Annotated in this window: 18 protein-coding genes and 1 pseudogene; 12 read left to right on the top strand and 7 right to left on the bottom strand. The window is 40.9% G+C overall.

Features of this window, described 5'->3' with window-relative positions; genetic code table 11:
• The first annotated feature begins 239 nt into the window (after positions 1–239).
• The 4 genes from KSO91_RS02525 (at position 240) to treC (ending at position 6,447) form a co-directional block, all read left to right on the top strand.
• Positions 240–1,553: an adenylosuccinate synthase gene (locus KSO91_RS02525; RefSeq protein WP_238741037.1), complete on the top strand. Its 1,314-nt coding sequence runs from the start codon at positions 240–242 to the stop codon at positions 1,551–1,553.
• Between the two features lie 150 nt (positions 1,554–1,703).
• Positions 1,704–2,660: a trehalose operon repressor TreR gene (gene treR / locus KSO91_RS02520; protein WP_238741035.1), complete on the top strand. Its 957-nt coding sequence runs from the start codon at positions 1,704–1,706 to the stop codon at positions 2,658–2,660.
• A gap of 558 nt (positions 2,661–3,218) precedes the next feature.
• The gene (gene treB, locus KSO91_RS02515; protein ID WP_238741034.1) at positions 3,219–4,676 is read left to right on the top strand and encodes a PTS trehalose transporter subunit IIBC; all 1,458 of its coding nucleotides are present in this window, start codon (positions 3,219–3,221) and stop codon (positions 4,674–4,676) included.
• A gap of 88 nt (positions 4,677–4,764) precedes the next feature.
• Positions 4,765–6,447 carry an alpha,alpha-phosphotrehalase gene (treC, locus tag KSO91_RS02510; protein WP_238741033.1) on the top strand — a complete coding sequence of 561 codons (1,683 nt, stop codon included), beginning with the start codon at positions 4,765–4,767 and terminating at the stop codon, positions 6,445–6,447.
• Between the two features lie 77 nt (positions 6,448–6,524).
• Here treC and ispB read toward each other — a convergent pair whose 3' ends face one another.
• A complete protein-coding gene (ispB, locus tag KSO91_RS02505; RefSeq protein WP_238741032.1) occupies positions 6,525–7,496 on the bottom strand; it encodes an octaprenyl diphosphate synthase in 972 nt (323 codons plus the stop codon).
• Positions 7,497–7,850: 354 nt separating this feature from the next.
• Between ispB and rplU the strand changes: the two genes are divergently transcribed.
• From rplU to KSO91_RS02485, 4 genes are all read left to right on the top strand, one after another.
• Positions 7,851–8,162 (top strand): 50S ribosomal protein L21, encoded by a 312-nt coding sequence (rplU, locus tag KSO91_RS02500; protein WP_238741030.1) that lies wholly within the window; start codon positions 7,851–7,853, stop codon positions 8,160–8,162.
• Positions 8,163–8,178: 16 nt separating this feature from the next.
• Positions 8,179–8,436: a 50S ribosomal protein L27 gene (rpmA, locus tag KSO91_RS02495; protein ID WP_238741027.1), complete on the top strand. Its 258-nt coding sequence runs from the start codon at positions 8,179–8,181 to the stop codon at positions 8,434–8,436.
• A gap of 165 nt (positions 8,437–8,601) precedes the next feature.
• The gene (cgtA, locus tag KSO91_RS02490; protein WP_238741024.1) at positions 8,602–9,756 is read left to right on the top strand and encodes an Obg family GTPase CgtA; all 1,155 of its coding nucleotides are present in this window, start codon (positions 8,602–8,604) and stop codon (positions 9,754–9,756) included.
• A 459-nt stretch (positions 9,757–10,215) separates the two neighbouring features.
• Entirely contained in the window at positions 10,216–11,298 is a 1,083-nt protein-coding gene (locus tag KSO91_RS02485; protein WP_238741022.1) for a mechanosensitive ion channel family protein, read from the top strand.
• A 50-nt stretch (positions 11,299–11,348) separates the two neighbouring features.
• Here the strand turns inward: KSO91_RS02485 and barA are convergent, their stop codons facing one another.
• Positions 11,349–14,138 (bottom strand): two-component sensor histidine kinase BarA, encoded by a 2,790-nt coding sequence (gene barA, locus KSO91_RS02480; protein WP_238741020.1) that lies wholly within the window; start codon positions 14,136–14,138, stop codon positions 11,349–11,351.
• A 127-nt stretch (positions 14,139–14,265) separates the two neighbouring features.
• Here barA and rlmD point away from each other — a divergent pair, with 127 nt between their 5' ends.
• Positions 14,266–15,603, top strand: coding sequence for a 23S rRNA (uracil(1939)-C(5))-methyltransferase RlmD (gene rlmD / locus KSO91_RS02475; RefSeq protein ID WP_238741018.1), 1,338 nt, complete (start codon positions 14,266–14,268; stop codon positions 15,601–15,603).
• A 143-nt stretch (positions 15,604–15,746) separates the two neighbouring features.
• The gene (relA, locus tag KSO91_RS02470) at positions 15,747–17,960 is read left to right on the top strand and encodes a GTP diphosphokinase (RefSeq protein ID WP_238741017.1); all 2,214 of its coding nucleotides are present in this window, start codon (positions 15,747–15,749) and stop codon (positions 17,958–17,960) included.
• Positions 17,961–18,208: 248 nt separating this feature from the next.
• On the opposite strand, the gene KSO91_RS02465 is transcribed toward relA, so the two are convergent.
• From KSO91_RS02465 to KSO91_RS02450, 4 genes are all read right to left on the bottom strand, one after another.
• Positions 18,209–21,841 carry a Kelch repeat-containing protein gene (locus KSO91_RS02465; RefSeq protein ID WP_238741016.1) on the bottom strand — a complete coding sequence of 1,211 codons (3,633 nt, stop codon included), beginning with the start codon at positions 21,839–21,841 and terminating at the stop codon, positions 18,209–18,211.
• 342 nt (positions 21,842–22,183) lie between these two features.
• On the bottom strand, positions 22,184–22,642 hold the full coding sequence (locus KSO91_RS02460; protein WP_238741015.1) for a YeeE/YedE family protein: 459 nt from the start codon (positions 22,640–22,642) through the stop codon (positions 22,184–22,186).
• Complete coding sequence (locus tag KSO91_RS02455; protein ID WP_238741013.1) at positions 22,642–23,064, bottom strand: YeeE/YedE family protein; 423 nt, start codon at positions 23,062–23,064, stop codon at positions 22,642–22,644. The genes KSO91_RS02460 and KSO91_RS02455 overlap by 1 nt, the downstream gene beginning before the upstream one ends.
• A gap of 87 nt (positions 23,065–23,151) precedes the next feature.
• Positions 23,152–23,472, bottom strand: coding sequence for an ArsR/SmtB family transcription factor (locus KSO91_RS02450; RefSeq protein WP_238741011.1), 321 nt, complete (start codon positions 23,470–23,472; stop codon positions 23,152–23,154).
• A gap of 145 nt (positions 23,473–23,617) precedes the next feature.
• Between KSO91_RS02450 and KSO91_RS02445 the strand changes: the two genes are divergently transcribed.
• Both KSO91_RS02445 and KSO91_RS02440 read left to right on the top strand, forming a co-directional pair.
• The gene (locus tag KSO91_RS02445; protein WP_238741009.1) at positions 23,618–23,827 is read left to right on the top strand and encodes a YgaP family membrane protein; all 210 of its coding nucleotides are present in this window, start codon (positions 23,618–23,620) and stop codon (positions 23,825–23,827) included.
• A 70-nt stretch (positions 23,828–23,897) separates the two neighbouring features.
• On the top strand, positions 23,898–25,604 hold the full coding sequence (locus KSO91_RS02440; RefSeq protein WP_238741007.1) for an FAD-dependent oxidoreductase: 1,707 nt from the start codon (positions 23,898–23,900) through the stop codon (positions 25,602–25,604).
• 126 nt (positions 25,605–25,730) lie between these two features.
• Here KSO91_RS02440 and KSO91_RS02435 read toward each other — a convergent pair.
• A pseudogene (locus tag KSO91_RS02435) lies at positions 25,731–25,852 on the bottom strand (IS1595 family transposase); the annotation flags it as partial.

Below are 25,852 nucleotides of genomic sequence, written 5' to 3'. Positions count from 1 at the left end.
TCTGACCGTTACGCGCGTCGAAATTGCCAGTTAAGGTATTAATACTTTCCCTAAAAAATACCCGACGATAATTGAAATAGTTATAAAAAATAATGGGTTACAGTTTTAATGAAAGCGAAGGATATTACAACTAGTTGATTTAGATTCGTTTCCCTTCGGATTTAATCATAAAGAGATTGAAATGGACGATTAATGTTTGCTAAAATCTTTTCTCAATTCGCTAGAGATATGTGATTCTGATGGGAAATAACGTAGTAATTCTTGGCACTCAATGGGGTGACGAAGGTAAAGGTAAGGTTGTAGACCTACTTACAGACAAAGCGCAATGGGTTGTTCGTTATCAAGGCGGGCACAATGCGGGTCATACACTTGTAATTGATGGGGAGAAAACAGTTCTTCATCTCATTCCATCGGGCATTTTGCGCGATAACGTAAAATGCGTTATTGGTAATGGTGTGGTTTTATCACCAGAAGCCTTACTGCAAGAGATTAAAATGCTTGAAGATCGTGGTGTGCCGGCGAAAGAGCGTCTTTCCATCAGTGAAGGTTGTCCATTAATACTTCCTTACCACGTTGCACTTGATATAGCGCGAGAAAAAGCGCGTGGCAATAAAGCAATTGGCACTACGGGGCGCGGTATTGGTCCTGCATATGAAGATAAAGTCGCTCGTCGTGGTTTACGTGTTGATGACCTCTTTAATATGGATACATTTGCTACAAAATTAAAAGAAGTGATTGAATATCACAACTTCCAGCTGGTTAACTACTACAAAGTTGAAGCTGTTAACTTTGATGACGTGTTGAAACAGATGACTGATGTAGCTGATCTGCTGATCAGTATGGTTATTGATGTTACCGATGAGCTTGATAAAGCGCGTTTGCGTGGTGAAAATATATTATTTGAAGGTGCGCAAGGCACATTACTTGATATTGACCACGGTACATATCCTTATGTGACCTCTTCCAATACCACTGCTGGTGGTGTTGCTACGGGGAGTGGGTTTGGCCCAACACACATTAATTACGTGCTAGGTATTGTTAAAGCTTATACCACACGTGTTGGTGCAGGTCCTTTCCCAACTGAACTATACGATGGTCTGGATAAGCTCGATCCTGCTGGTAAACATCTGGGTACAGTAGGACATGAGTTTGGTGCTACGACGGGGCGTTTGCGTCGTACCGGTTGGTTTGATGCGGTTGCTATTAAACGTGCAGTACAGTTAAACAGTATTACTGGTTTTTGCCTTACTAAACTTGATGTTTTAGATGGTTTGAAAGAGATAAAAATCTGTACCGCCTACAAAATGCCTAGTGGTAAGCTCGTGGATGTTCCCCCAATGTCTGCCGATGGTTACGATCTCGCGGTGCCGATTTATGAAACTATGCCAGGTTGGACTGAGAGCTCATTTGGTGTGACATCATTTGCTCAGCTGCCAGAAAATGCCAAAGCATATATCAAACGATTAGAAGAAGTGACCGGTGTGCCAATGGATATTATTTCTACTGGGCCAGATCGTAATGAAACTATGATTAGGGTTAACCCATTTAGCTGAATCGTTAATTTAAAAGCCTAATAAAAAACCGTACTACTGAAAAGTGATACGGTTTTTTTTGCTCTACACTATTGAACAATTCTAATCACAATAATTAAAGAATCGCCTTACGGCGATATCCAAACAGTATCTTTTAGGTCGAATAAATTTATGACAAAAAAACTTACCATCGTCGACATTGCAAAGTTAGCTGGGGTTGGAAAATCGACCGTTTCTCGTGTGTTAACCAATCATCCTAAGGTAAAGGCGAGCACCAGAGAAAAAGTTGAACGGCTTATTCAAGAGTCTGGTTTTGTACCGTCTAAGTCGGCTCAGGCTATGGGAGGCGGACGTAGCAAAGTGGTGGGGATTATTGTTTCTCGCCTTGATTCCGTCTCTGAAAATAAAGCGGTGAGTGGCATTCTAGATACTGTTTATGCTGCAGGCTATGATGCCCTTATTATGGAAGGACAATTTAGCAGCGCTAAAACAAATGAGCACTTAGCTGTCCTACAAAAAAGAAATGTTGATGGCGTGATTCTATTTGGTTTTACTGGGTACGATCTATCTACGCTTGAAAAATTAGCGCATAAAGCGGTCGTAATTGCAGTGGATAGTGATAATGTTTCTTCTGTTGGTTATGATAATTACGGCATTATTAATCAGGTGATCGCTTATATTACAAAGCAGAAAAAGCAACATATTAGCTTTATTGGTGTTGATGTTAAGGATAAAACGACGGGGCTAATGCGCCTTAATGCTTATTTGGATTATTGTAAAGCAGCAAATATTAAGGCGTGCTTTCAGACCGGACAGCTTAGTTATAAAAGTGCCTATGAATTGACTGATTTAGTCCTTACGTCGGAAACTCAAGCAATTGTTTGTGCTAGTGATACCTTGGCTATCGGGGTTGCCAAGCGTTTACAAGAACTTGATCGTGCTGATATATTGGTTTCGGGGGTTGGCGCGACGGAGTTGTTAGCATTTATTTTCCCCAATACATTTAGTGTCGATCCTGGTTACTATGCCGCTGGAGAGGCATCCGCTAACTTGCTAATCAAACAGTTAGGGGGAGATCAAGAAGTAACACATTTAACGCAAAAAATACCTATAAATCAAAACGTTTGAAGTAAAGGGGTAGTAACCTTTATACCCATGATACTTCAAGATGCAAAATCAGAAACTAAATTGTGCTTAGCTTCTCGGCATAAAATTGCAACATAGTCACTTTACCTTGATGTTTTATAACTGCGAAGATATGTGCAACTTAACTTGCCCCACGGTAATTAGCTTGAATATCATCTCGAGGTAACATGGAGATAGTATGCTTCGCAAAAATGGCGGGGTAGATCGAGCCATCTAGATCATCTCCACCCAGGATAAGCCAATTGATACAGTGCCGCTATTTCTATCTTTTTTCTGAGCTACCCCTGCTAACAATCGTCTTGAAGTACGCAAAACAGTACGATGATTAGAATCGTGATCAGTTTGGTCATATTAAAGCTCCTCAGGCTGCACATAATTGGTACTTTTTTCCTACGCTTTATCTGTGCTGGTTACCCCTATTATGTGATTTACAACCCAAAATGGGACCGCTCCCATTTAAGTTGGAAGTCGCTTGCGTTACCATAAGGGTATATGGGAGCGGTCCCATTTTATTAACTCTCACAACAGAAGGGAATTGAAATGAGTAAAAAAATTGATCCGCAACAAGTTGAACGCTTGATTGAGCTTATTGGGGGGCAGAGCAATATAGCAAGTGTCAGCCATTGCTTAACGCGCTTGCGCTTTGCCTTAAACAATCCTGACGTAGCAAAAGTCAAAGAAATTGAAAAAATTCCGATGGTAAAGGGTGCCTTTACGACTGCGGGGCAGTTTCAAATCGTGATCGGAACTGAAGTTGATGAAGTTTATAAAATATTAACTGAGATAACCGGCAGTAAAGAAGCGGATAAAGAAGCCACAAAATTGGCTGCACGAAAAAATATGAACCTGCTTGAGCGCGGTATCTCTCATATGGCGGAAATTTTTGTACCTCTTTTACCGGCGATTATTACGGGTGGTCTAATTCTCGGTTTTAGAAATGTCATCGGCGATATTCGTATGTTCGATGGTAAAACCTTGGTTGAAATTAGCCAGTTTTGGGCAGCGGTTCACTCTTTTCTTTGGTTACTCGGTGAAGCTATATTCCACTTCTTACCCGTTGCTGTTTGTTGGTCGACGGTGAAGAAACTCGGGGGAACTCCTGTTCTCGGTATTGTATTGGGCATTACATTGGTGTCGCCACAATTGATGAATGCTTACGGTATCGGCTCGGGAACGCCAGATGTTTGGGATTTCGGCTTTTTCGTTATGGAGAAAGTAGGTTATCAAGCGCAGGTTATTCCAGCTATCTTAGCCGGTGTTGTATTAGCTCTGATTGAAACAAACCTGAAGCGTATTATTCCTGCCTATTTGTATTTAGTGGTTGTGCCTTTTATCTCTTTATTAGCAGCGGTCTTTTTGGCGCATGCGATTATTGGCCCAATCGGACGTGAAATTGGCAATGCTGTCGGCTATGCAGCCAAGGTGGCCATGACCGGTGATTTTGCTGTATTTGGGTCGATGATTTTTGGTTTCTTTTATGCTCCATTGGTTATAACGGGCATTCACCATACAACTAATGCGGTTGACTTACAGTTAATGCAGGATATGGGCGGAACACCCATCTGGCCGTTAATTGCATTATCGAATATCGCCCAAGGTTCTGCTGTTGCCGGTATTATCTGGATCAGTAAAAAACATAATGAGCGTGAAATTTCGATACCTGCGGCAATCTCAGCATTTCTAGGTGTCACCGAGCCAGCTATGTACGGTATCAATCTAAAATATAAATTCCCAATGCTAAGTGCAATGGTAGGTTCTGCAGTTGCTGCGGGTATTTGTGGTCTTGCCGGAGTAATGGCTAATGGGATTGGCGTAGGTGGACTACCAGGTATTTTATCTATTCAGCCACAATACTGGGGTGTTTACGCTGTGGCGATGCTTGCTGCTATCGTTGTACCAATTGCTTTAACCATGATTTTTTATAAACGAGCTGAAAAGAAAGGTGATCTTAAGGAAGTTGATTTAATTGATGAGGAGCTAGAAACTGCGGTTAGTTAACCCATGATCTTGAAAAAGATCTCAACCGTTGAGTATTAAGTGCGACTCAACGGTTTTATTAATTAAAGAAATCTAAGAGCTAATATATATGAATAAAGTAGAAAGGGAATGGTGGCGTAGCGCGACTATTTATCAGATTTATCCTAAAAGTTTTTGTGACAGTAGTGATAAAGGCACCGGAGATATTAACGGTATTATCTCTAAACTAGATTATCTTAAAACCTTAGGTATTGATGCAATTTGGCTTACCCCAATTTACTTATCACCGATGATTGATAATGGTTATGATATCTCCGATTATTATACTATTAACCCTGATTTTGGTTGTATGGGCGATTTTGATCTGTTGCTGGAAAATGCTCATCAAAGAGGCATCCGTATTATTCTTGATATTGTGGTTAATCATACTTCAACAGAGCATCACTGGTTTAAATCAGCACTGGGTAATAAAGAAAGTGAATATCGAGATTATTATATTTGGAAGGATCCTATTAATGGTCAGGCTCCGACTAACTGGGTGTCTAAATTTGGCGGCAATGCATGGGAATTAGATAAGAAAACGGATCAATATTACCTGCACCTTTTTGCGAAAGAGCAAGCCGATTTGAATTGGGAAAACCCCAACGTTCGTGATCAAGTGAAAAATATAATCAGCTTCTGGGCTGAAAAAGGCGTTGATGGTTTTCGTCTAGATGTCATTAACTTGATCTCTAAGCAGCAAGATTATTTAAATGATGAACAAGGTGATGGGCGCCGCTTCTATACCGATGGACCGCGTGTGCATGAATACTTACGGGATCTCAGTGAGTCGGTGTTTAATAAATATGGCGCTGTTACCGTGGGTGAGATGTCTTCCACCACACTCCAAGAGTGTCAAAAATATTCATCGCTCGATGGAAAAGAATTATCGATGGTGTTTAATTTTCACCATCTCAAAGTCGATTATGCAAAGGGTGAAAAATGGACTAATGCGCCATTTGATTTCTTACAACTAAAAAGCATTTTTAATCATTGGCAGCAAGGCATGTTTGCTAAAGGATGGTCAGCCCTATTCTGGTGTAATCATGATCAGCCGCGCATCGTTAGCCGTTTAGGAGATGATCAACAGTATCGTGTTGAGTCGGCAAAAATGCTAGCGACTTCACTACATATGATGCAAGGAACGCCTTATATTTATCAAGGTGAAGAGATTGCTATGACTAATCCAGGCTATTCTTCAATCGAGCAGTACCGTGATCTTGAAAGTACCAATATGTATGAAATCATGATTAATAAGCTAGGTAAAAATAAACAAGACGTACTCGCTATTCTAGCCCAGAAATCGCGAGACAATTCTCGTACACCTATTCAATGGGATAACACGGAAAACGGTGGTTTTACAAAAGGAGTTCCTTGGTTAGGTGTGGCTGAAAATTACAAAAAGATAAATGTACAGCAGGCGCTTGCAGATAAAAATTCAGTTTTTCATTATTACAGAAAGCTGATAGAGATACGCAAAGAGGTTGATGTGATCACCACGGGTGATTATAGCGATTTAATGCCTGAACATCCGCAGCTATTTTGTTATCAACGCCGTAGCGAGCAACAAACGCTTATCTGCATTAATAACTATTATGGTGAATCGGTAGAATGTGAATTACCGAGTAATTTGCAGATCCAACAAGGCAAATACATCCTCGGAAATTACCCTGAGCTGATGTTAGGTAAACCGCAGCATCTGCTAAAACTCGAACCTTATGAGAGCCGAGTTTTACTCATCGAACATCATTGATGTGAGCCGTGATCGGCAGTAAGGAAAAGCCTTTGACTTCTCTGTCGTGTTAAAGGCTTTTTTATCTAGAGTAAAACCTAATATTTTCGATTAGCAGCTAGGTGCGCCAAGCTGATCAATGCTTGTTTGTATTGATTGTTAGGGATGATTGACAGTGCATTAATTGCTTTTTGGGCTTCTTCAAGAGCCCGTTCTTTTGTATATTCCAGCGCTTTTGTCTCATGTAGGGCCTGCATTATCTTGTCAAAGTTCGCCATGCCATTGGCTTTCTCTATCGCTTCTCGAATAAGTGCTCGTTGCTGCTCACTTCCATGTTGCATTGCATAAATCAGAGGCAGAGTTGGCTTGCCTTCAGCTAAATCATCGCCGGTATTTTTACCCATTACTAAGGCGTCTGAGCTGTAGTCCATCACATCATCAGTCAATTGGAATGCGGTACCTAAATATTTTCCGTAATTCAGTAATGCGTTTTCCACGTCGGCTGACTGCTCGCCCAATACAGCAACTAGTTGACTTGTTGCTTCAAAGAGCTTGGCTGTTTTAAAGTAGATAACATCCATGTAACTTTTTTCTGTGGTATCGGGATCGTTGCAGTTCATCAGTTGTAAAACTTCACCTTCGGCAATAACATTGGTTGCAGAAGAGAGTACGTCGAGTACTTTTAAATTTTGTAATTCAGTCATCATCTGAAATGAGCGTGTATGTAGAAAGTCACCGACTAATACACTGGCGGCATTACCAAAGAGTGCATTTGCTGTTTTTTTACCACGGCGCAGATCAGATTCATCTACAACATCATCGTGAAGTAGGGTGGCGGTATGAATAAATTCAATAATTGTCGCGAGTTTGGTTATTTTAAGATCATAGATATTAAGTGCTTTAGCTGCTAGAACGGTAATTAATGGACGAATACGCTTGCCGCCACTATTGATAATATAAAAACCCAGTTGGTTGATTAAAGCTACATCTGAACTTAATTGTGCAGTGATCAGTTCATTCACATGCTGCATTTCAGTTGTCGATATTTGCTGAATTTCTTTTATATTCATAATCTTAAAGTTCCGAATTTTAGCACTTAAATAAGTAGTGGTATTATTGCCGTTTATTGGCTTTATCTCAACTCCGTTGGTGGTTAAAAGTGTAACTAATTTAGTCTTGATATTGTTCATGGTTGAAGCTTGATTATTGTGGGTAACTTTATGATATTTATGATAAATATCTGATTTTTATGTTTGCTATTAGTGGCCTTAATTTAATCTTTAATAAAATCGCCATGTTTTTACTAAATATTATTGCCAATTACTATCATTTGCCGTAGACTCCGCCTCATTGAAATTAATAAGTGTGCTCTCGATGCAAATTTTAAATAAAATAGCACGAGATGCCTGAACGGAGTAAGAAACATGTACGCTGTTATCCAGAGTGGTGGCAAGCAACACCGTGTAGCTGTTGAACAAACTCTTCGTTTGGAAAAACTAGACGTTGAAGCTGGCGCGACTATAGAATTTGATAAAGTTCTTTTAGTAGCAAGTGCTGAAGACGTTAAAGTTGGTGTTCCATACGTTGAAGGAAGTAAAGTTACTGCTGAAGTAGTTGCTCATGGTCGTGGCAAGAAAGTTACAATCGTTAAGTTCCGCCGTCGCAAGCATTCGCGTACCAAAGCGGGTCATCGTCAGTGGTTTACTGAAGTTAAAATTACTGCAATTAACGCTTAATTAGGAGTTATTAAAAATGGCACATAAAAAAGCTGGTGGTAGTACTAATAACGGTCGCGATTCGGAAAGTAAACGCTTAGGTGTTAAACGTTTCGGTGGCGAATCAGTGCTAGCTGGTAATATTCTTGTACGTCAACGTGGTACTCAATTCCACGCTGGTTCTAATGTTGGTGTTGGTAAAGACCATACTCTTTTTGCTAAAGCTACTGGTGTAGTTAAGTTTGAAAAGAAAGGTCCTAAGATGCGTAGCTTCATTAGCATCGTTGCTGAATAACTTCAGCGTCGACTAAAAAGTTTTAAAGCCTCGCTGATGCGAGGTTTTTTTTTATCTTAAATAAGATGCATATAAAAAATGTGATCTATATTCAATAGAAATGCGTATAATCGAGCGGTAATTCGTGGCTGTTCGATAGGTCTATAGTTTTTCTTGGAGGTTGTAATGAAGTTTGTTGATGAAGCAAAAATAAAGGTTGATGCTGGAGATGGTGGCAACGGCGTTATCGGCTTCCGTACAGAAAAATATATTCCCCGTGGCGGTCCAAATGGTGGTGATGGCGGAGATGGCGGAGATGTATATCTTGAAGCTGATGAAAACCTCAATACTCTGGTCGATTTCCGTTTTGTGCGCTTTTACAATGCAGACCGTGGAGAAAATGGTCAGACTTGTGACTGTACTGGTTCTCGCGGTAAAGATAAAATAATTAAAGTCCCTGTTGGTACTCGCTGTCGTGATGATGATACCGGAGAAATCCTCGGTGATTTAACTAAAGCGGGACAAAAACTAATGGTCGCTAAAGGCGGTTTCCATGGTTTAGGTAATGCGCGTTTTAAAAGCAGTACTAACCGCGCACCTCGCCAAAAGACGGATGGCACACCAGGAGAAGTTCGAAACTTGCTTCTGGAATTATTATTGCTGGCCGACGTGGGCATGCTGGGGCTACCTAATGCCGGTAAGTCTACTTTTATCCGTAGTGTTTCTGCTGCAAAACCAAAAGTAGCGGATTACCCCTTTACCACCTTAATTCCAAATCTAGGCGTGGTGAGTATGGGCCATGGTCGCAGTTTTGTTATCGCCGATATTCCGGGATTGATTGAAGGAGCATCAGAAGGCGCGGGCTTAGGAACACGTTTCTTACGGCATTTAGAGCGCTGTCGAGTTTTGTTACATATGGTTGATCTGTTACCTGCTGATGGTAGTGACCCTGCTGAGAATGCGCTTGTTATCATTAATGAGTTAGCCAAGCACAGTCCCAAATTAGCTTCAAAGCAACGCTGGTTAATATTTAATAAAATTGATCTTATGTTGCCTGAAGACGCTGAAGTGGTGATACAAAGTGTTATTGATGCGCTTAAATGGGATGGCCCGATTTATAAAGTGGCTGCTATCTCAAAAACCGGTACACAACAAGTATGTCAAGATGTAGCTGATCATTTAGAAGAGATGCCAAAAGAGTACACCCCAGAAGAAGAGCGTCAGCAAGTCGAATTCCAGTGGGATGATTATCACGAGTCAGCAATGGATGATGTTGCAGAAGACTATGATGAAGATGATGACGAAGAAGAGATGATGGAAGTTATCTACGTGAACGAATAGTTGCTGCAAATGTAATTTATAGTTAATTATTCAAACCTATTGAAAATACCGTTTAGAGCAATCTAAAGGGTATTTTTTTTGACTTATTGAAAGCTAAATTAAAGAGCGGAGCTCTATCTCCCGCGACTGTTTTTTTATTACTACACTCACTTGTTTATCAGCAGAAAAGTGATCAGCTGTTGAATAACAGTCTTTAATTTAAGATTTTTTCTATTTAAAAGCCATGATTTGATATGCTTATAGCGAATCTACTAATTTTATATTCACTGATGCTTGTTAAAAAGGATCTTAGCTAGACGCAAATAATATTTGCATTTGTTATTGATTTTACAATTAAAACAACTAGTTACGGAAATAAAACCCTTGCTTTTATGGGTTTTTCCTGCGCCTGAATAAATTATCTAATTAGTAGGATTGGTATTAATAGATGGCTTATTTGTATTTAAGAGGAATAGGGTGATGGACAAAGTTGAGCTGTATTTACAGGGATTATTAGTTTCCTTAAATATAGGTAATTGGGCGTTGAATTTTAGTTTGGTATTGGCTATTACGCTGCTACTACAGTTAATGTGGCGTGGGTTTACTAAAAGAACACAACGTATTATCGACCATACCGATAACCACTGGGATGACATTGTTTGGTATGCACTCTCTCGCCCTATGAATTGGTTGATTCTATTGATGGGCGGATCTATGGGGTTGCGTGTTATCGCTGAAAGTGAACAGTTACTAATCTCAGATTACCTGCCCGTAGTGCAAAAGATATCTATTTTATTGCTAATCGGTTGGATTTTTTTACGTCTAGTGAATAAAGCTGAGCTGGTATTTATCGGTCATGATGATAAAGACACAACGACAGTCACTGCCTTTGCTAAATTAGCAAAATTATCAATACTGGTTATCATTTCACTTTCTATTATCCAAACATTGGGCGTTAGCATCTCTGGGGTACTTGCTTTTGGTGGTATGGGGGGCTTGGTTGTCGGTATGGCAGCCAAGGATCTGCTGTCTAATCTTTTTGGTGCATTAATGGTTTATATGGATAAACCTTTTAAGGTTGGCGACTGGATTCGGAGTCCAGACAAATCCATCGAGGGCACCGTTGAAGCTATCGGTTGGCGTATTACACGTATTCGCACCTTTGATAAACGGCCGTTATATGTGCCCAATAGTTTATTTACACAGATTGTTGTTGAAAATGCATCACGCATGAGTAATCGCCGTATTAAAGAAACATTTGCTTTACGTTATAGCGACATGCATCAAGTAGAAGATATTATTGAAGCGGTTAGGCAGATGCTAGTGTCACACCCTGATATTGATCAGGGGCAGACGTTAATTGTTAACTTTGATTTATTTAATAATAGTTCGCTGGACTTCTTTATTTATACTTTCACCAAAACGACTGACTGGGTTTTATATCATAAGATCAAACAAGATGTATTACTTAAGGTTGCTAATATTGTTGAGTCTCATCAAGCACAATTTGCTTTCCCAACTCGGCAACTGCATATCACGCCACCCATTAAAGAGGTAGGATAGTTGTCTTGCTGTTGGGTTAACAAGGCCGTTTTTTAGTTTAAATAGCCGCTTTAGGTTAAATAAACCTGTGCGGCGTGTTGTACATTATCGAGTTCATCGAGCAGCTCTAATAACTCAGGCTCGAGTAACGCTGGTTTGATCCCTTGTTTTAACTCCTCCTCAATCAAGCCGGCAATCTTTTTTAATTTAGGTACGCCACTGTAACTGCAGCCACCGTGGAATTTATGAATAATTTGTACAAAATCAGCAGTATCTATTTTTCCCACAATTGCTTTATTCGTTTCCATTTTGATTGTTGCAAAATCATCAATCAACATAAGCAACATCTCTTTGGCAAGATCTTCTTTGCCCGCAGATTGTTGCAATGCCAGTGACCAATCAAAGGAGCTATTCGTTATACCGTTATGGCTGTCTAGCGAGGTTTGAGCGGAGACAATTTGCGCTGCTATACTTTCCAGTACGGGTTTATCTTGCGCCCATTTATTAATAATATGTTGCAGCGCTATTTCATCAATCGGTTTCGCTAAGCAATCATCCATCCCTTGCTGTAAAAACTGCTCTTTTTCACTGGGTAATACATGTGCAGTGACCGCAATTATCGGCGTATTGGCGTTGGTTTTACCCTTTTTTATCTCTAAGCAAGCACTGATACCATCAAGTACTGGCATCTGTATATCCATAAAAATAAGATCAAATTCCTGATTTTTTGCTTGCTCAACGGCCTGCTGGCCATCAATGCAGGTGATGACATGATGAACTCGGTCAGCGAGCATCGCCGAAATTAGTTTAAGGTTGGCTGGATTATCATCGACGGCCATCACATTAATATCTTTTCGTACCTCAAGCGCAAGTGCTTTTGGCAGTCCAAGCTCAGTAAGCATTGATTTATCTGAAATAAGTGTGTTGGCTAAGTTTTTATGATTGATAGGTTTGCTTAAACAATGGTTGATGCCCGTTGCCATCAGTTGTTCATAAATACTGGGATCACTTGAATTGATGAGTACGATGATATTGCTTGTAAATTGGCGAGCCTGGCGTATTTGTTTGAAAAGCGGCTGCAAGTTTTCACACTGGCTATAACCAATTATAATATTATCGTATTGTTTATTAAGCCGCTCTTGCCACTGTTGCGAGGTTTCTGCTAGTGACAGCTTGGTTTCCCATTGTTTAAGCAGTTGTGAGCAAGCTCGCGCGGCATACTGATTTGTTTCATAAACCAAGACCGATTGTTGCTGTAAACTCTCTATTGCTAAGCTAACTAGGGGGCTGTGAGGATTTTTTTCCATTTCAATGGTAAACCAAAAGGTCGATCCTTGCGTAGGCACCGATTTTAGTTCAATACGACCACACATCTCTTTGACCAGTTTTTGCGTGATCACCAGCCCCAATCCTGTGCCGCCATACTGACGTGTGATGCTCGTATCTGCTTGACCAAAGGCTTTAAATAAGTGCGTTTGCTGCTTCTCTGAAATGCCGATGCCGCTGTCGGAAATCATCATCTTCAAGGTGACATAACCTTCTTTCTCTGGTGTTACATTGACTTTCTGAATTTGTACTTCGATATGGCCTTGGCGTGTGAATTTAATTGCATTACCAATTAAGTTGGTTAGGATTTGTTGTAAACGCATGGCATCACCCACGACTTCATGTGGTATCTCACTGTCAATTATAATGGTCAGCTCAAGATTTTTCTCATGTGCACTGGGGGCCAGCAGGTGCATTGTTTCATTGAGACAGTCGCGTAGATCAAAGGGAATATGTTCAAGGGTTAATTTTCCCGCTTCTAACCGCGAAAAGTCGAGGATATCATTAATGATATTGAGGAGATTACCCGCAGAACGCTCAATAGTCTGCAGATAATCCGCTTGGTTATTGCTCAGTTGAGTTTTAAGTAGTTGCCGCGCAAAACCGATTACGCCATTTAACGGGGTGCGTAATTCATGACTCATATTCGCTAAGAATTCAGATTTCACCAGCGCCGCTTGTTGCGCCTCTTTTCGGGTGATATCTAGCTCAATATTTTGTATTTCCATCTGATCCAGTGTTTCTCGTAGTTCACTGGTGGCAAGGTCTATACTATCTTGCATCTCCTCATGATGTTTCGACATTGCCACTGCCATCTCATTAATACCTTGTTGCAAAAGTGCTATTTCGCCAGAATAATCACCTTCTACCCGAGAGTTAAGGCGTCCAAGGCTTATTTTTTCGACCACTGAAGCCATTTCAGAAATAGGCGCGGTTATTCGTCTGGCTTGCATAAAGGCTAGATATAAACTGCCCAAGATACCTAATAACACAATCGCAAAAGAGATCGCCGTATCGCGATATAGTTGCAACTCAACTTCATCGGTATTTACCTCCAGCGCAACATACCCAACAATTTCTCGTGGTTGATCAAAGGTTAATTGGTATTCTAAAAAATTAGTTTCGTCTATGATTGGACTCTGAATTATGATCGAGTCTTGGAAATGTGTCACTTTCGTGAGCTCAGGAATTTTTTGACCGTCTTGGATACGTAACATCTCGAAATTACGATGATAATTACTGGTCACAAAGAGTTTATTTTTCGCATCAAAAATAGCGATGCTTTTAATCATTGGTGTGTTTTTACGATGCGTTGCGCTGATCAGGCGGCGCAAGATGGTTCTTGTTTCATCTAACATGCCCGATTCACTAGCAATCGCGAGTGGTTCGCTAATATTAATCGCACGGTTAATTAAATAATCATTGGCTTGCTGATATCGATGAAATGAGAAATAACTCGCTAATAATCCGCCGATAAGAATAGTCGGCAAAATGGTATAAGCAATAACTTGAGCGCGCAGTCCATATTTTGTCATAGGTCTTATTTCTAAAATGAGTCGGGAGTAAAGAATTCTTTTCTGCGTACCATTGTGACAATGGTACAATTGATAATTATACATATAAAGCTATGATGGCATAGCTTCTCTCACCTGTGAATAACTTATGGCTCAGTTCTTTAAAGCATCACGCACAAATAATGCAAAAAATCGTATTTTAAAAAATGTACAAGTAGGAAATTTGGACCATCAAGGTCGTGGTATCGCTTCTTTCGACAATAAGCCACTTTTTATTGATGGCGCGCTTATCGGTGAATTGCTGGATATTCAGATTTTAGAAAGTAAAAAACGTTATAGCACAGGTTTGATTAAGAAAATCAATAAAGTGAGTGAGTTGCGTGTCGAGGCGAGCTGCCCTCACTATTATGAATGTGGTGGTTGCCATTTGCAGCACGTAAGCCATCAACAACAGATTGAAATCAAATCGGCAGGTTTAATTTCATTATTTAAACGTTTTGCGAAGCAATCGCCCCAGCAACTTGCCGAGCCCATTGTTGATAAAGCATGGTGTTATCGACGTAGCGCGCGTTTTGGACTGCAATATGATAAAAAACTGAAACAGTTGAAAATGGGATTTCGCCGTCCGCAAAGTAACGATCTCATTACTCAAAAAGTTTGCCCTGTTTTACTGCCCGAATTAGAGTGTTTAATTTTGCCGCTAAAAAGCTTATTAAATTCATTTAAAAGTAAAATGGATTTAGGCCATATTGAACTTATCTTTTCAGATCAAGGTGTTGTCGTTTTATTGCGACATCTTAAGGCGTTACCTGAAAGTGATCGGCAACTGATTGAACAGTTTTCTGAGCTGCATCAATTAAATTTTTTCACTCAAGACTCTACCTCTACATTAGTGTGTTTAAGTGGTAGTGAGCAGCTTAGTTACCGCTTACCTGAATGGGATTGCTCGTATACTTTTAGCCCCACGGATTTTTTACAGGTTAATAGTAAGGTAAACCAGAAAATGGTCGCGCAGGCCTTGAACTGGCTAGCCTTAAGCCAAGGTGATATCGTTTTAGATCTCTTTTGTGGCTTGGGTAACTTTACCCTGCCGATAGCTAAAAAAGTGGCTTCTGCGGTGGGGGTTGAAGGGATACAAAAAATGGTGGATCGTGCCACTGCTAATGCGGCTCTTAACCATATTAACAATGCGACTTTTTACCAAGCTGATTTAAGTGCCGTTGATTTAGGTAAACAACATTGGGCAATGCAGAAATTTAATAAAATATTGCTTGATCCTGCGCGCGCGGGTGCACTTGATTGTATTCCTTTTATCCTCTCACTTAAGCCATCACATATTGTTTATGTATCGTGCGATCCAGTGACACTCGCCCGTGATAGTGGGTTGCTGCTTGAGAAAGGCTATAAGTTAGATAAGTTAGGTTTACTCGATATGTTCCCACAGACAGGACATATGGAGTCAATGGCGCTATTTATCCGTTGCTAATTTGTGTATTTAAATCGGCTATTACGGTTTATTGCTGAGTGGTTTGTGATTAAAATAAAAGTCTAGTTTGATAACTCTTCTTTTGTATTTGTATTTGTATTTGTATTTTTTTTGTTTTTGTTTTTGTTTTGGGAGTTGCTTCTATGGTTTCAGTTCGAGATTCGCATTTTTATCAAACCGCGCAGAAAGATCCTGAAAAATGGGTGACCACACTGGGGTTAAGTGCCTCAGACCAACAAAAGTTATTAGAAAATAACAACAAAATCATTGCATTATGTTCTCATCCTGAACAATTAAACCTATTAGAATTGGGTACCGAAATGGTCGAAATTTTGGTTACCCTGAATATGGATATGGACACCTTAAATGCTGCACTTATTTTCCCCTTACTTGATCATAAAATATTAACCCAAGAGCAGGTTGATGAATTATGGGGGAAACGTATCGGCAAACTCGTTAAGGGGGCGACCGATATGGAAGGGATCCGCGCGCTGCAGAATCAAGGCGGATCACAAATCAGCGTCTCACAAGTCGATAACTTACGCCATATGTTGTTGGCCATGGTTGCAGATGTACGAGCAGTGGTGATCAAATTAGCCGAGCGGATATGTTTTTTGCGTCAAGTTAAGGACGCTGATGAGCAGAAAAAGGTGCTAGTAGCAGGTGAAATATCATCAATTTATGCGCCCCTTGCAAATCGCTTAGGCATTGGTCAATTAAAATGGGAATTAGAAGATCTCTCTTTTCGTTACCTACAACCTGAGATCTATAAAAAAATAGCAAAACAACTTGATGAAAAACGTATTGACCGAGAAAATTATATTCATGAGTTTGTTGAACGTGTAAAAAATTCGCTAAAAGAGATGCAGGTTAATGGTACAGCCTATGGCCGTCCAAAACATATCTATAGTATTTATCGAAAAATGCAGAAAAAGAATCTCCAATTTGAAGATCTGTATGATGTGCGAGCGGTGCGGGTGGTGGTTGAAAAACTGCAAGATTGTTATGCTGCATTAGGCATTATTCATACCCAGTGGCGCCATATTCCCAGTGAATTTGATGATTATATTGCCAATCCCAAACCTAACGGCTATCAATCTATCCATACGGTTGTGTTGGGTGCTGAAGGGAAAGCGATCGAGGTGCAAATTCGTACCCAACAGATGCATGATAATGCCGAGTTGGGTGTCGCTGCTCATTGGAAATATAAAGAAGGGGCTGCGGGTGGTAAGGCTGCGGGTGGGTATGAAGAGAAGATAGCTTGGTTACGTAAACTGCTGGCATGGCAGGAAGATATTTCTGATACTGAAAACTTAGTTGATGAAGTGCGCAGTCAGGTATTTGATGATCGTGTTTATGTATTTACTCCCAAAGGAGAGGTGATTGATTTGCCTGCAGGGGCGACACCACTAGATTTCGCTTATTATATTCATAGCCAAGTTGGTCATCGCTGTATTGGCGCTAAAATAGCAAACCATATTGTGCCTTTTACTTACCAACTAAAGACCGGTGATCAAGTTGAAATTCTAACTCAAAAAGAAGCTAATCCGAGTCGCGATTGGCTGAATCCGAACTTAGGTTATATCAATGCACCGCGCGCAAGACATAAAGTAGCCAGTTGGTTCAGACAACAGGCCCGTGATAAGAATGTGCAAGCTGGGCGCGAACTATTAGAAGTTGAACTGAGTAAAGTAAAACTAAAATTAACGGATATTAGCCCTGCGATTGAACGTTTTAATGTCACTTCAAACGAGGATATTTTTGCCGGTATTGGTAATGGTGATTTGCGTATTAACCAATTAATACATTTTTTAGATAATTATCATCATCAGCAAACATTGGCTCAACAAGATCTTGCGGTGCTTGAGGCGCTAGAAAAACGTAAAAATAGTTTTACACCTAAGACGGTTAGTAAGAATATCATCATAGATGGTGTTGGTAATTTAATGCATACAATGGCCCGTTGTTGCCAACCCATTCCCGGTGAACCTATCGAAGGTTATATCACCCAAGGGCGGGGGATTTCTGTGCATCGTAAGCAGTGTGAACAACTTGCTGATCTACGCGAGGCACATCCGGAAAGGATTATTGACGCTTCATGGGGGGAATCTCACTCTTCCGGTTATTCATTAACCGTGCGTGTTGAGGCGCTGGATCGCAGCGGGCTATTAAAAGATATTACGACATTGTTGTCCAATGAAAAAGTGAATCTATTGGCTGTAAACAGCCTCTCTAATATAAAAAATCAATCAGCCACTATTGACCTGAATTTAGAGGTTCATAATAGAGAAGAGATCTCCCTGTTATTAACTAAATTAACACAGTTAAAAAATGTGCTCGATGCGAGGCGTTTGTAGGTAACCTCCATAGGCAATAAGCAAATTGATACAGAGCGGCCATTTTCGCGTTAAATCAACCTAGCAGCAATAGCTAGGTTGACTTGCCTTGAACAGCACAAGACTGTCAGCACTGTAGGGGATGAAATTTTAACTTTCTAATATTAAAGATAATTGCGTTTTCATTATCCCTATCAGCGGTGAGTATTAGATAATCTTGGCTAGGGAATGCACTTTGGTGCATTTCCCTAGTGGCTTAACTGACTTGTTTAACGTTTGCTTATCGCAGACTGCTCGTTAGAAAGCACAATCTCTTTTCCTCCAATCAGCCAAGATAAGCGATAATAATATTGCGTATTAGCGGCCAGTTTATTATGTACATAAGTGGGATTCTCCATCGCAGCGATGGTGATGAATTTATCCTCCTTGTCCACCTTACCTTTCTTATTCCAATGCAGACGATATTCACTTGCCGCAGATATTGCAGGCCAGCTGATCGTTATTTGATTGCTGGATGTAGCCACAACACTGGGATCCATTAATGTCACTAGATCATAAGTCTGAGTATTACTTAAGGCGCCTTCGCTGCCATTGTAACCTCCCGTTACATAAAGCTCATCATTAAGCAGATTGCTGCTGTGCATATATCTTGCCATTGCTAAGTTGGCACTACGGGTCCATTTGTTCGTAACCGGATCGTAAACCTCCATACTGGTTAACGGCTCATTATTGCGATTAAATCCGCCAACAACATAAATTTCACCTTTTATGACAGTGCTAGTGTGTTGATAGCGACCGGTAAACATTTTTTCTCCAGTACTCCAACTTTGGCTGACCGGATCATAAATTTCTACACTATCTAGATCGCCACCTTGACTATCACGACCACCGATCACATAAAGTTTGTTATTTATAACGCTACTCGTATGCGCGTATCGAGCAGTTTGCAATGCGGGAGCGGAAGCCCAACGCGCAGAGCTTGGATCAAAAACTTCCATATTGGTTAAGGCGTTGCCATCACCATATCCACCTACAATATACAGTTTGCCATCGAGTACGTTACTTGTGTGTTCATAACGAGCTATCGACAAAGCAATAGAGTCAGTCCATTTGTCAACTGCAGTATTGTAAATCTCCAGATCATTTAGGTAGTTATTATCATTATACCCAGCAATAATATACAGTTTGTTATTGCTAACGGTGGTGCTATGCCCATAGCGCCGTGTTGATAATGGGCTACCCGCGGTCCAGATATCAGTAGTGCTGTCAAGGATCTCCACCGTGTTTAATTGTCCCGTCTCACCAATACCGCCAATAACTGTCAATTTACCATTGATAAGGTTACTGGTATGCCCATAGCGAGCCGTCGTCATGGCTGGACCCTTTGTCCACGTATTTGCGAGCGGGTCATAAATCTCCACGCTGTTTAAATATCCACTGGCGGAATAGCCGCCTAAAATATATAACTTGCCCTTGATAACATTACTGGTGTGGTAACGTCGAGCGGTTGCTAATGTAGCACCCATTGTCCAACGGTTTCTAATGGGATCGTAAACCTCAGTGCTGTTTAATGATCCACTCTCATTATAACCGCCGGTGACATAAATTTTTCCTTCTATGACATTGCTACTGTGTTGTTCTCGAGCGGTTGTTAGTGTCGCGCGCTCTCTCCAACGCCGAGTGGCTGGATTGTAAACTTCAACACTATTTGAGTAACCATTTTGATCACTACCGCCAAGCACATAAATTTTACCATTGATAACATTGTTACTGTGTAGATAACGTGCATTTGTTAATGATGGTCCTTTTGCCCAAGAGTCTGTCGTCGGGTTATAAATTTCCATACTGCGTAAATAGTTGCCTTCACTATCTCGCCCGCCGACGATATAAAGCTTCCCTCCCACTACGCTGCTGCTATGTAGATCTCGGGCTGTTCTTAATGATGTCCCCGTTGTCCAGCTGTCATTAGCCGGATCATAAATCTCGACACTGCTTAGGGTGCCATTTTTATTCTGCCCCCCGACAATATAAAACTTACCATTGATATTGTTAGTCGTATGTTGGTATCTGTTACTTACTAATGGACTGCCCACTGCTAGGTGAGGAGTATTGGAATATAGCAAGGCTGATTTAATATCGGAGATAGCGCTGCTGCTGTCGTTAGAAGCCTCTACTTTGACACTGTATTGCTTACCCTGTATCAGTCCGCTGATATTGTAGTTAATTGAGCTGGTGGTCCCTGCTTTAGCAAAGTTAGTCGTACCAGCAAGCGTTTTTTCTGCCACATAAACACTATAAATAGTGGCTTTGTCGACGGCTTTCCAAGCAACATTCAGGCTACTTTCAGTGGCCGTTTCTAATAGCAAAATTTCAGGTTGAGGCAATGGTTGCATGGCTACTTGAAGCGATGCTTTCGCCGTGTTTTTATCGGTAGCAGTGGTTCGCGTTGATGGTGCAATGACAACGTCACTTGCTGCCGAGGTTGAAGTATCTGCTGTGAAATCAAAAATTTCTAGACTGTTGAGTGTGCCAATATCATTTTGTCCGCCTAGGACATAAAGCTTGCCATTAATGATATTGCTGGTGTGATCTCGTCGCGCCGTTTTCAAGGTTGTGCTCGGGACCCATTTATCTTGAACAAGATTATTACTATTGACGTTATCTAAGTTACCCGCCTCGCCATTACCGCCAATATAATAGAGTATGCCGTCTATCAGGCTGGTGGTATGCCGATATTGTGCATTAGCCAATGCGGACTGGGTTGTCCAACTACCTGTTGCTGGGTTATAAACTTCAACACTGTTTAAGTAACCAAGTACACCATAACCTGCAACAACATAAAGTTTACCTTTAACGACTGTCGAGGTATGTCCACGGCGGGCTATAGCTAAAGGGGCTATCTCCGTCCAGCTATTTTTAAGCGGATCATATAGCTCTGCGCTATTTAATGATTGCGTTGTACCATATCCGCCGACAACATAAAGTTTATCGTTTAGAACGCTGCTACTATGTTCGCGTCGCACTTTTTTCAGATGCGCGCGTACTGTCCAACTTCCAGTGACTGGATCATAAACCTCAAGGCTATCCAAAGAGCCTTTTGCATTGGCGCCGGCAACTATATAGAGCTTATTTTTGAGCACGCTGCTACTGTGCATATAACGTGCTGTGGATAATGCCTCTCCTGATTGCCATTTATTGGTGGCGGGATCATAAACTTCAAGGCTATTTAGATCATTATCCTTAGCATCACGACCACCAACGACATAAAGTTTCCCACCGAGTACATTCGCTGAATGCATTTTTCTGGCGGTAGCTAATGGTGCGCCCGCAGTCCAACTATCAGTTTTGGGATCATATATCTCCATACTGCTTAGGGTGCCGCTTTCTGAGTTCCCCCCAACGACGTAAAGTTTACCGTTGATTATACTACTGCTGTGTTGGTAGCGTTTTGTTTTGAGTGTGGCACCTATTTTTAAGTACTTGTGGTCAGCGGGTTGTAATGCATTGTCTTGTTGTCCATTTTTTTCGGCTGCTTTTGCCTTATTTGCTGATACGACTACGTTAATTTTTGCTGAATGAGTATTTAGTTTGATCATTAAATAGGTTTCACCTAGACCAACCGCAGTAACTGTTCCTTTATTAATGGTGACGATTGATTCATTGGCACTTAGCCAAAGACCGGAATCAAGCATTAAAGGAGTAATATCTGCCTCTGTCTGATCTAAATAGATACCGGTAACTGAAAGGCTAACATTCTCACCAACATCTAAAATAAGTGATTTGGGTGTAACGACTATATTGTTAAGCTCTTTATTTTCAGACTGGCAACCGAGCATAAATAATAAGAGCATCACTGTGATCGTGCTGAAGAGTGTATTAAATGATCTTTTACCCGTGTTCATTATTTTATCCTTTCCTTGATAATGGGGTGGATACCCAAGCTTCTGTCATCACATTTGTAGGGGTTTTGTTTATAGACGCGATTGAGATTAAACACCTCGAATATAAAAATCAAGTCAACATTTTTTACATTTTGTTTTTTGGGACAAAGCATATAAATTTTATCTTTTTTCATTCTGATTTTTCTGCTATTTGCAGTTAATGCTTTGTTTAAGAAGTGAAGTGTTCGAGCCTGTTATGGTGCGTGGACATTTTATATAGGAAGATGAGAAGGTAGGATAGCTGGCAAATTATTAAATCATGACAGCTATTTTATCCATATGTGTTTTTATCTTGAGCAGCTCTTAAACAGCACACCCTTTTTTACGTCGTCCAATAAAAGGTAGCCGGCCTTGTAGGTATTGTTTCGCTAAGACAATACCGATTAGCATGCTGATAATAAAAATGAAAATAGTTGTCGAACCGCCACCTATACTTGCCATCGCGGGGCCAGGACAAAATCCTGCAAGCCCCCAGCCAGCGCCAAAAATTGCGGCTCCAGAAAGCAATGTGCGGTCAATTTTAGTATTGCTGGTCCAGCTAAATTTGTCTCCATTTAATGCATGGCTGCGTTTTTTGATGAGCAGGTGGTAGCAAGGGGTAAAAACTGCCAGTGCCCCCCCCATCACAAATGCGAGGCTTGGATCCCAGTTGCCTGTTACATTTAAAAAGGCGATCACTTTGGTAGGATCAACCATGGCTGAGATGATCATGCCTGCACCGAATAAGATGCCAGAAATTAAAGCGATGATAACTTTTAACATTATAAAACTCCAAACTGTTGACGAAGTAATACTACCAAGGCGGCAACAATCATAAAAACACTGGTGGCAGCAATAGAGCGTTTAGAAAAACGGCCCAGCCCGATAATACCGTGCCCGCTGGTACAGCCATTACCAAGACGTGTACCAAAACCCACTAGAAGGCCTGCTAGTATAATATACACAGACGGCTGGCTGACTAGGTCAGGTAAATCAATTGAAAAGGGCTTTAAAAGAAATAAACTGCCCACCATGCCGACAGCAAAAGCAAGTCGCCATGTAAACTCGCCTTTTTGCGGAGCTAATAAACCACCAATAATGCCACTGATACCTGCAACTTTTCCTGAAAACAACATCAGTAGGGAAGCAGACAAACCGAGTAGCGCGCCACCCGCTAAGGCTGACCAAGGGGTAAAGTTTTCCATCGTGAACTCCAAATGTTAAAATGGTCGCAGTTAGATTTATATCATGCTGGACTAAATTTATATAAATTTTACTAATTAGATAATTTGCTATTCTTTATCGGATTCGTCTGGCGGACAAAAAGCCTGTTGTAGGGCATTAAGTAATAAACTGACTCGACCATCAGCCAAGGAATAGAATACCTGCTGAGATTCTTTTCGTATTTTGACTAGTTCATTTTTTCTTAATACACCCAGATGTTGGGAGAAAGCGGATTGGCTTAATTTTGTATGTTCACGCAGTTCAGAAACACCCATTTCACCCGCAGATAATAAGCATAAAACAACCATGCGATCAGCATGTGCCATCAGTTTTAGCAGTTCACTGACTTCTGCTGCTTTATTATGAATTTTAGCTAACTTATTTTTCATTCTGTCCCCTTAATTTGAGTGAAAACATATTACAGATAGTTAAATTATTAATCAATCTAATTTAGGGTAATATTTATTAGACAGCACTAATTTAGTTGGTTATCATTGTTGTGTATATCAATCTTCACTTTTAAGGTAAATAGAAATGACAATTGAAAATGGCGTTAGAGCGATGGCTGGTTTGATGATATTGCTTTCAGTCTTCCTGACACAGTTTGTTCATCCCACCTTTATTTGGTTAACCCTCTTTGTGGGGGCTAATTTACTGCAAAGCGCCTTTACCGGGATCTGTCCTGCGGTGTTTTTGTTAAAGAAATGTGGCTGTAAATCCGCCCCATCGGACTCAGAAAAGTGAGTTATTCTTAGCGACTATTTTAAATTTCCATTTCATTATTATATTTACGTAACTATCTTCGGGGAAAACAATGTCTAAAAAAATATTAATTATTGGCGGTGTTGCAGGTGGCGCATCTGCAGCTGCTAGAGCACGACGTTTAGATGAACAAGCTGAAATTATTATGTTTGAGCGTGGATCTTTCGTTTCGTTTGCCAATTGTGGTTTGCCTTATCATATTGGTGGCGATATTGAGGATCGTAGCAAGCTTATACTGCAAACACCTGAAAGTTTCTTGGCACGCTTCAATGTCGATGTGCGAGTTAGGCATGAAGTTTTAACTATTAATAAAGAACAAAAAACGGTGACTGTCAATAATCGATTAGACGGTAGCGAATATACAGAAAGTTATGATTTCTTACTGCTCAGTCCTGGTGCAGGCCCTATCGTTCCACCCATCCCCGGTATTGATAACCCGATAACGCACTCCCTTCGTAATATTCCAGATATGGATCGCATCCTTGATACCATAAAAACCAATAGCGTAGAGCACGCGACGGTCGTTGGTGGTGGTTTTATTGGTCTTGAAATGATGGAAGCATTCCATCAACGTGGTATTAAAACGACGTTGTTAGAGCTAGCAGATCAAGTGATGGCACCTGTTGACAGAGAAATAGCTGGTTTTGCTCACGCAGAAATCCGTAGTCACGGTATCGATTTACGTCTTGGACAAGCACTATCTGCTGTTGAATATGTACCTGAAACTCATATCGCAAGCTTTGATTCGGGTGAAAGTACTAACCATCAGCATATTTACGGCCATTTGAATCTGTCGCTCAGTAATGGGGAATCGCTCAAGACTGACATCCTCATTATGGCGATTGGCGTTCGCCCTGAAACTACACTTGCATCCGCAGCGGGTCTTAAGATTGGAGAGCTCGGAGGTATTTGGACTAAGCCGACGATGCAGACCAGCGATCCCTTTATTTACGCCGTGGGTGACGCAATTGAAGAAACCGATTTCGTAACCGGTAAGCAAACGATTGTCCCACTCGCAGGACCAGCGAATCGCCAAGGACGGATGGCGGCAAATAACATGTTTGGTCGTCAGGAAACTTACCAAGGCACACAGGGGACGGCAATTTGTAAAATTTTCGACCTCGCAGTGGGGGCTACTGGCAAAAATGAAAAGCAACTTAAGCGCGAAGGAATCGAGTTTGAAAAGGTTTATGTGCATACGGCTAGCCATGCGAGTTACTACCCCGGCTCTGAAATTGTATCGTTCAAGCTGCTTTTTGACCCTCAGACAGGTAAAATTTTAGGTGCGCAAGCCGCAGGAAAAGACGGTGTTGATAAGCGTATTGATATCATGGCTGTTGCGCAACGTGCCGGTATGACCGTTGAGCAGCTGCAACACCTTGAGCTGACCTATGCGCCACCCTATGGCAGTGCCAAAGATGTTATTAACCAAGCAGCATTTGTTGCTTGTAATATCATCAAGGGCGATGCAATGCCGATCCATTATGACGAAATTGATAATCTAAGCGATCAGCAGATCTTGCTGGATGTGCGCAATCCAGATGAACTGCAAAATGAGGGTTATATTGCAGGTGCGATTAATATCCCTGTTGACGAACTTCGTCAACGCATGGGAGAGTTGCCTAAAGACAAAGAAATTGTTATTTATTGTCAAGTGGGACTACGTGGTAATGTGGCATATCGTCAGCTTGTCAATAATGGCTACACAGCTTATAACCTGATTGGTGGTTATCGAACCTACAAATTTTCAAAGATATAGAGCAGATGGCTTAATATTAAAGGGGCAAGTTCACGGCCCCTTTTTTATGTTGTTACAGAAAGTGGGGGGATCCTGCTGTTTATAAAAACACTTTTCTTTTATCTCGTCAGACATAAATATACCTGATTACCCATAAAGCTCAGCCATGCTTAAATAGCGTTGTGGCATAGGCGGAGTACGTAAGGCAACGAACATAAACCGAGGCAGCATATCCTCAAGCGTGAAACGACGATTAAATCTATAACAAT

This window comes from Psychromonas antarctica, from assembly GCF_022267535.1.
Taxonomy (GTDB): Bacteria; Pseudomonadota; Gammaproteobacteria; order Enterobacterales; family Psychromonadaceae; genus Psychromonas; species Psychromonas antarctica.
Note: the sequence above shows the minus strand (reverse complement) of the source record. Positions and strands in the feature narration are given on the sequence as shown.

What these genes read in the sequence shown, in the direction of transcription:
- KSO91_RS02525 (WP_238741037.1), top strand. Translation starts at nt 240, where the DNA reads ATGGGAAATAACGTAGTAATTCTTGGCACTCAATGGGGTGACGAAGGT.
- treR (WP_238741035.1), top strand. Translation starts at nt 1,704, where the DNA reads ATGACAAAAAAACTTACCATCGTCGACATTGCAAAGTTAGCTGGGGTT.
- treB (WP_238741034.1), top strand. Translation starts at nt 3,219, where the DNA reads ATGAGTAAAAAAATTGATCCGCAACAAGTTGAACGCTTGATTGAGCTT.
- treC (WP_238741033.1), top strand. Translation starts at nt 4,765, where the DNA reads ATGAATAAAGTAGAAAGGGAATGGTGGCGTAGCGCGACTATTTATCAG.
- ispB (WP_238741032.1), bottom strand. Translation starts at nt 7,496, where the DNA reads ATGAATATAAAAGAAATTCAGCAAATATCGACAACTGAAATGCAGCAT.
- rplU (WP_238741030.1), top strand. Translation starts at nt 7,851, where the DNA reads ATGTACGCTGTTATCCAGAGTGGTGGCAAGCAACACCGTGTAGCTGTT.
- rpmA (WP_238741027.1), top strand. Translation starts at nt 8,179, where the DNA reads ATGGCACATAAAAAAGCTGGTGGTAGTACTAATAACGGTCGCGATTCG.
- cgtA (WP_238741024.1), top strand. Translation starts at nt 8,602, where the DNA reads ATGAAGTTTGTTGATGAAGCAAAAATAAAGGTTGATGCTGGAGATGGT.
- KSO91_RS02485 (WP_238741022.1), top strand. Translation starts at nt 10,216, where the DNA reads ATGGACAAAGTTGAGCTGTATTTACAGGGATTATTAGTTTCCTTAAAT.
- barA (WP_238741020.1), bottom strand. Translation starts at nt 14,138, where the DNA reads ATGACAAAATATGGACTGCGCGCTCAAGTTATTGCTTATACCATTTTG.
- rlmD (WP_238741018.1), top strand. Translation starts at nt 14,266, where the DNA reads ATGGCTCAGTTCTTTAAAGCATCACGCACAAATAATGCAAAAAATCGT.
- relA (WP_238741017.1), top strand. Translation starts at nt 15,747, where the DNA reads ATGGTTTCAGTTCGAGATTCGCATTTTTATCAAACCGCGCAGAAAGAT.
- KSO91_RS02465 (WP_238741016.1), bottom strand. Translation starts at nt 21,841, where the DNA reads ATGAACACGGGTAAAAGATCATTTAATACACTCTTCAGCACGATCACA.
- KSO91_RS02460 (WP_238741015.1), bottom strand. Translation starts at nt 22,642, where the DNA reads ATGTTAAAAGTTATCATCGCTTTAATTTCTGGCATCTTATTCGGTGCA.
- KSO91_RS02455 (WP_238741013.1), bottom strand. Translation starts at nt 23,064, where the DNA reads ATGGAAAACTTTACCCCTTGGTCAGCCTTAGCGGGTGGCGCGCTACTC.
- KSO91_RS02450 (WP_238741011.1), bottom strand. Translation starts at nt 23,472, where the DNA reads ATGAAAAATAAGTTAGCTAAAATTCATAATAAAGCAGCAGAAGTCAGT.
- KSO91_RS02445 (WP_238741009.1), top strand. Translation starts at nt 23,618, where the DNA reads ATGACAATTGAAAATGGCGTTAGAGCGATGGCTGGTTTGATGATATTG.
- KSO91_RS02440 (WP_238741007.1), top strand. Translation starts at nt 23,898, where the DNA reads ATGTCTAAAAAAATATTAATTATTGGCGGTGTTGCAGGTGGCGCATCT.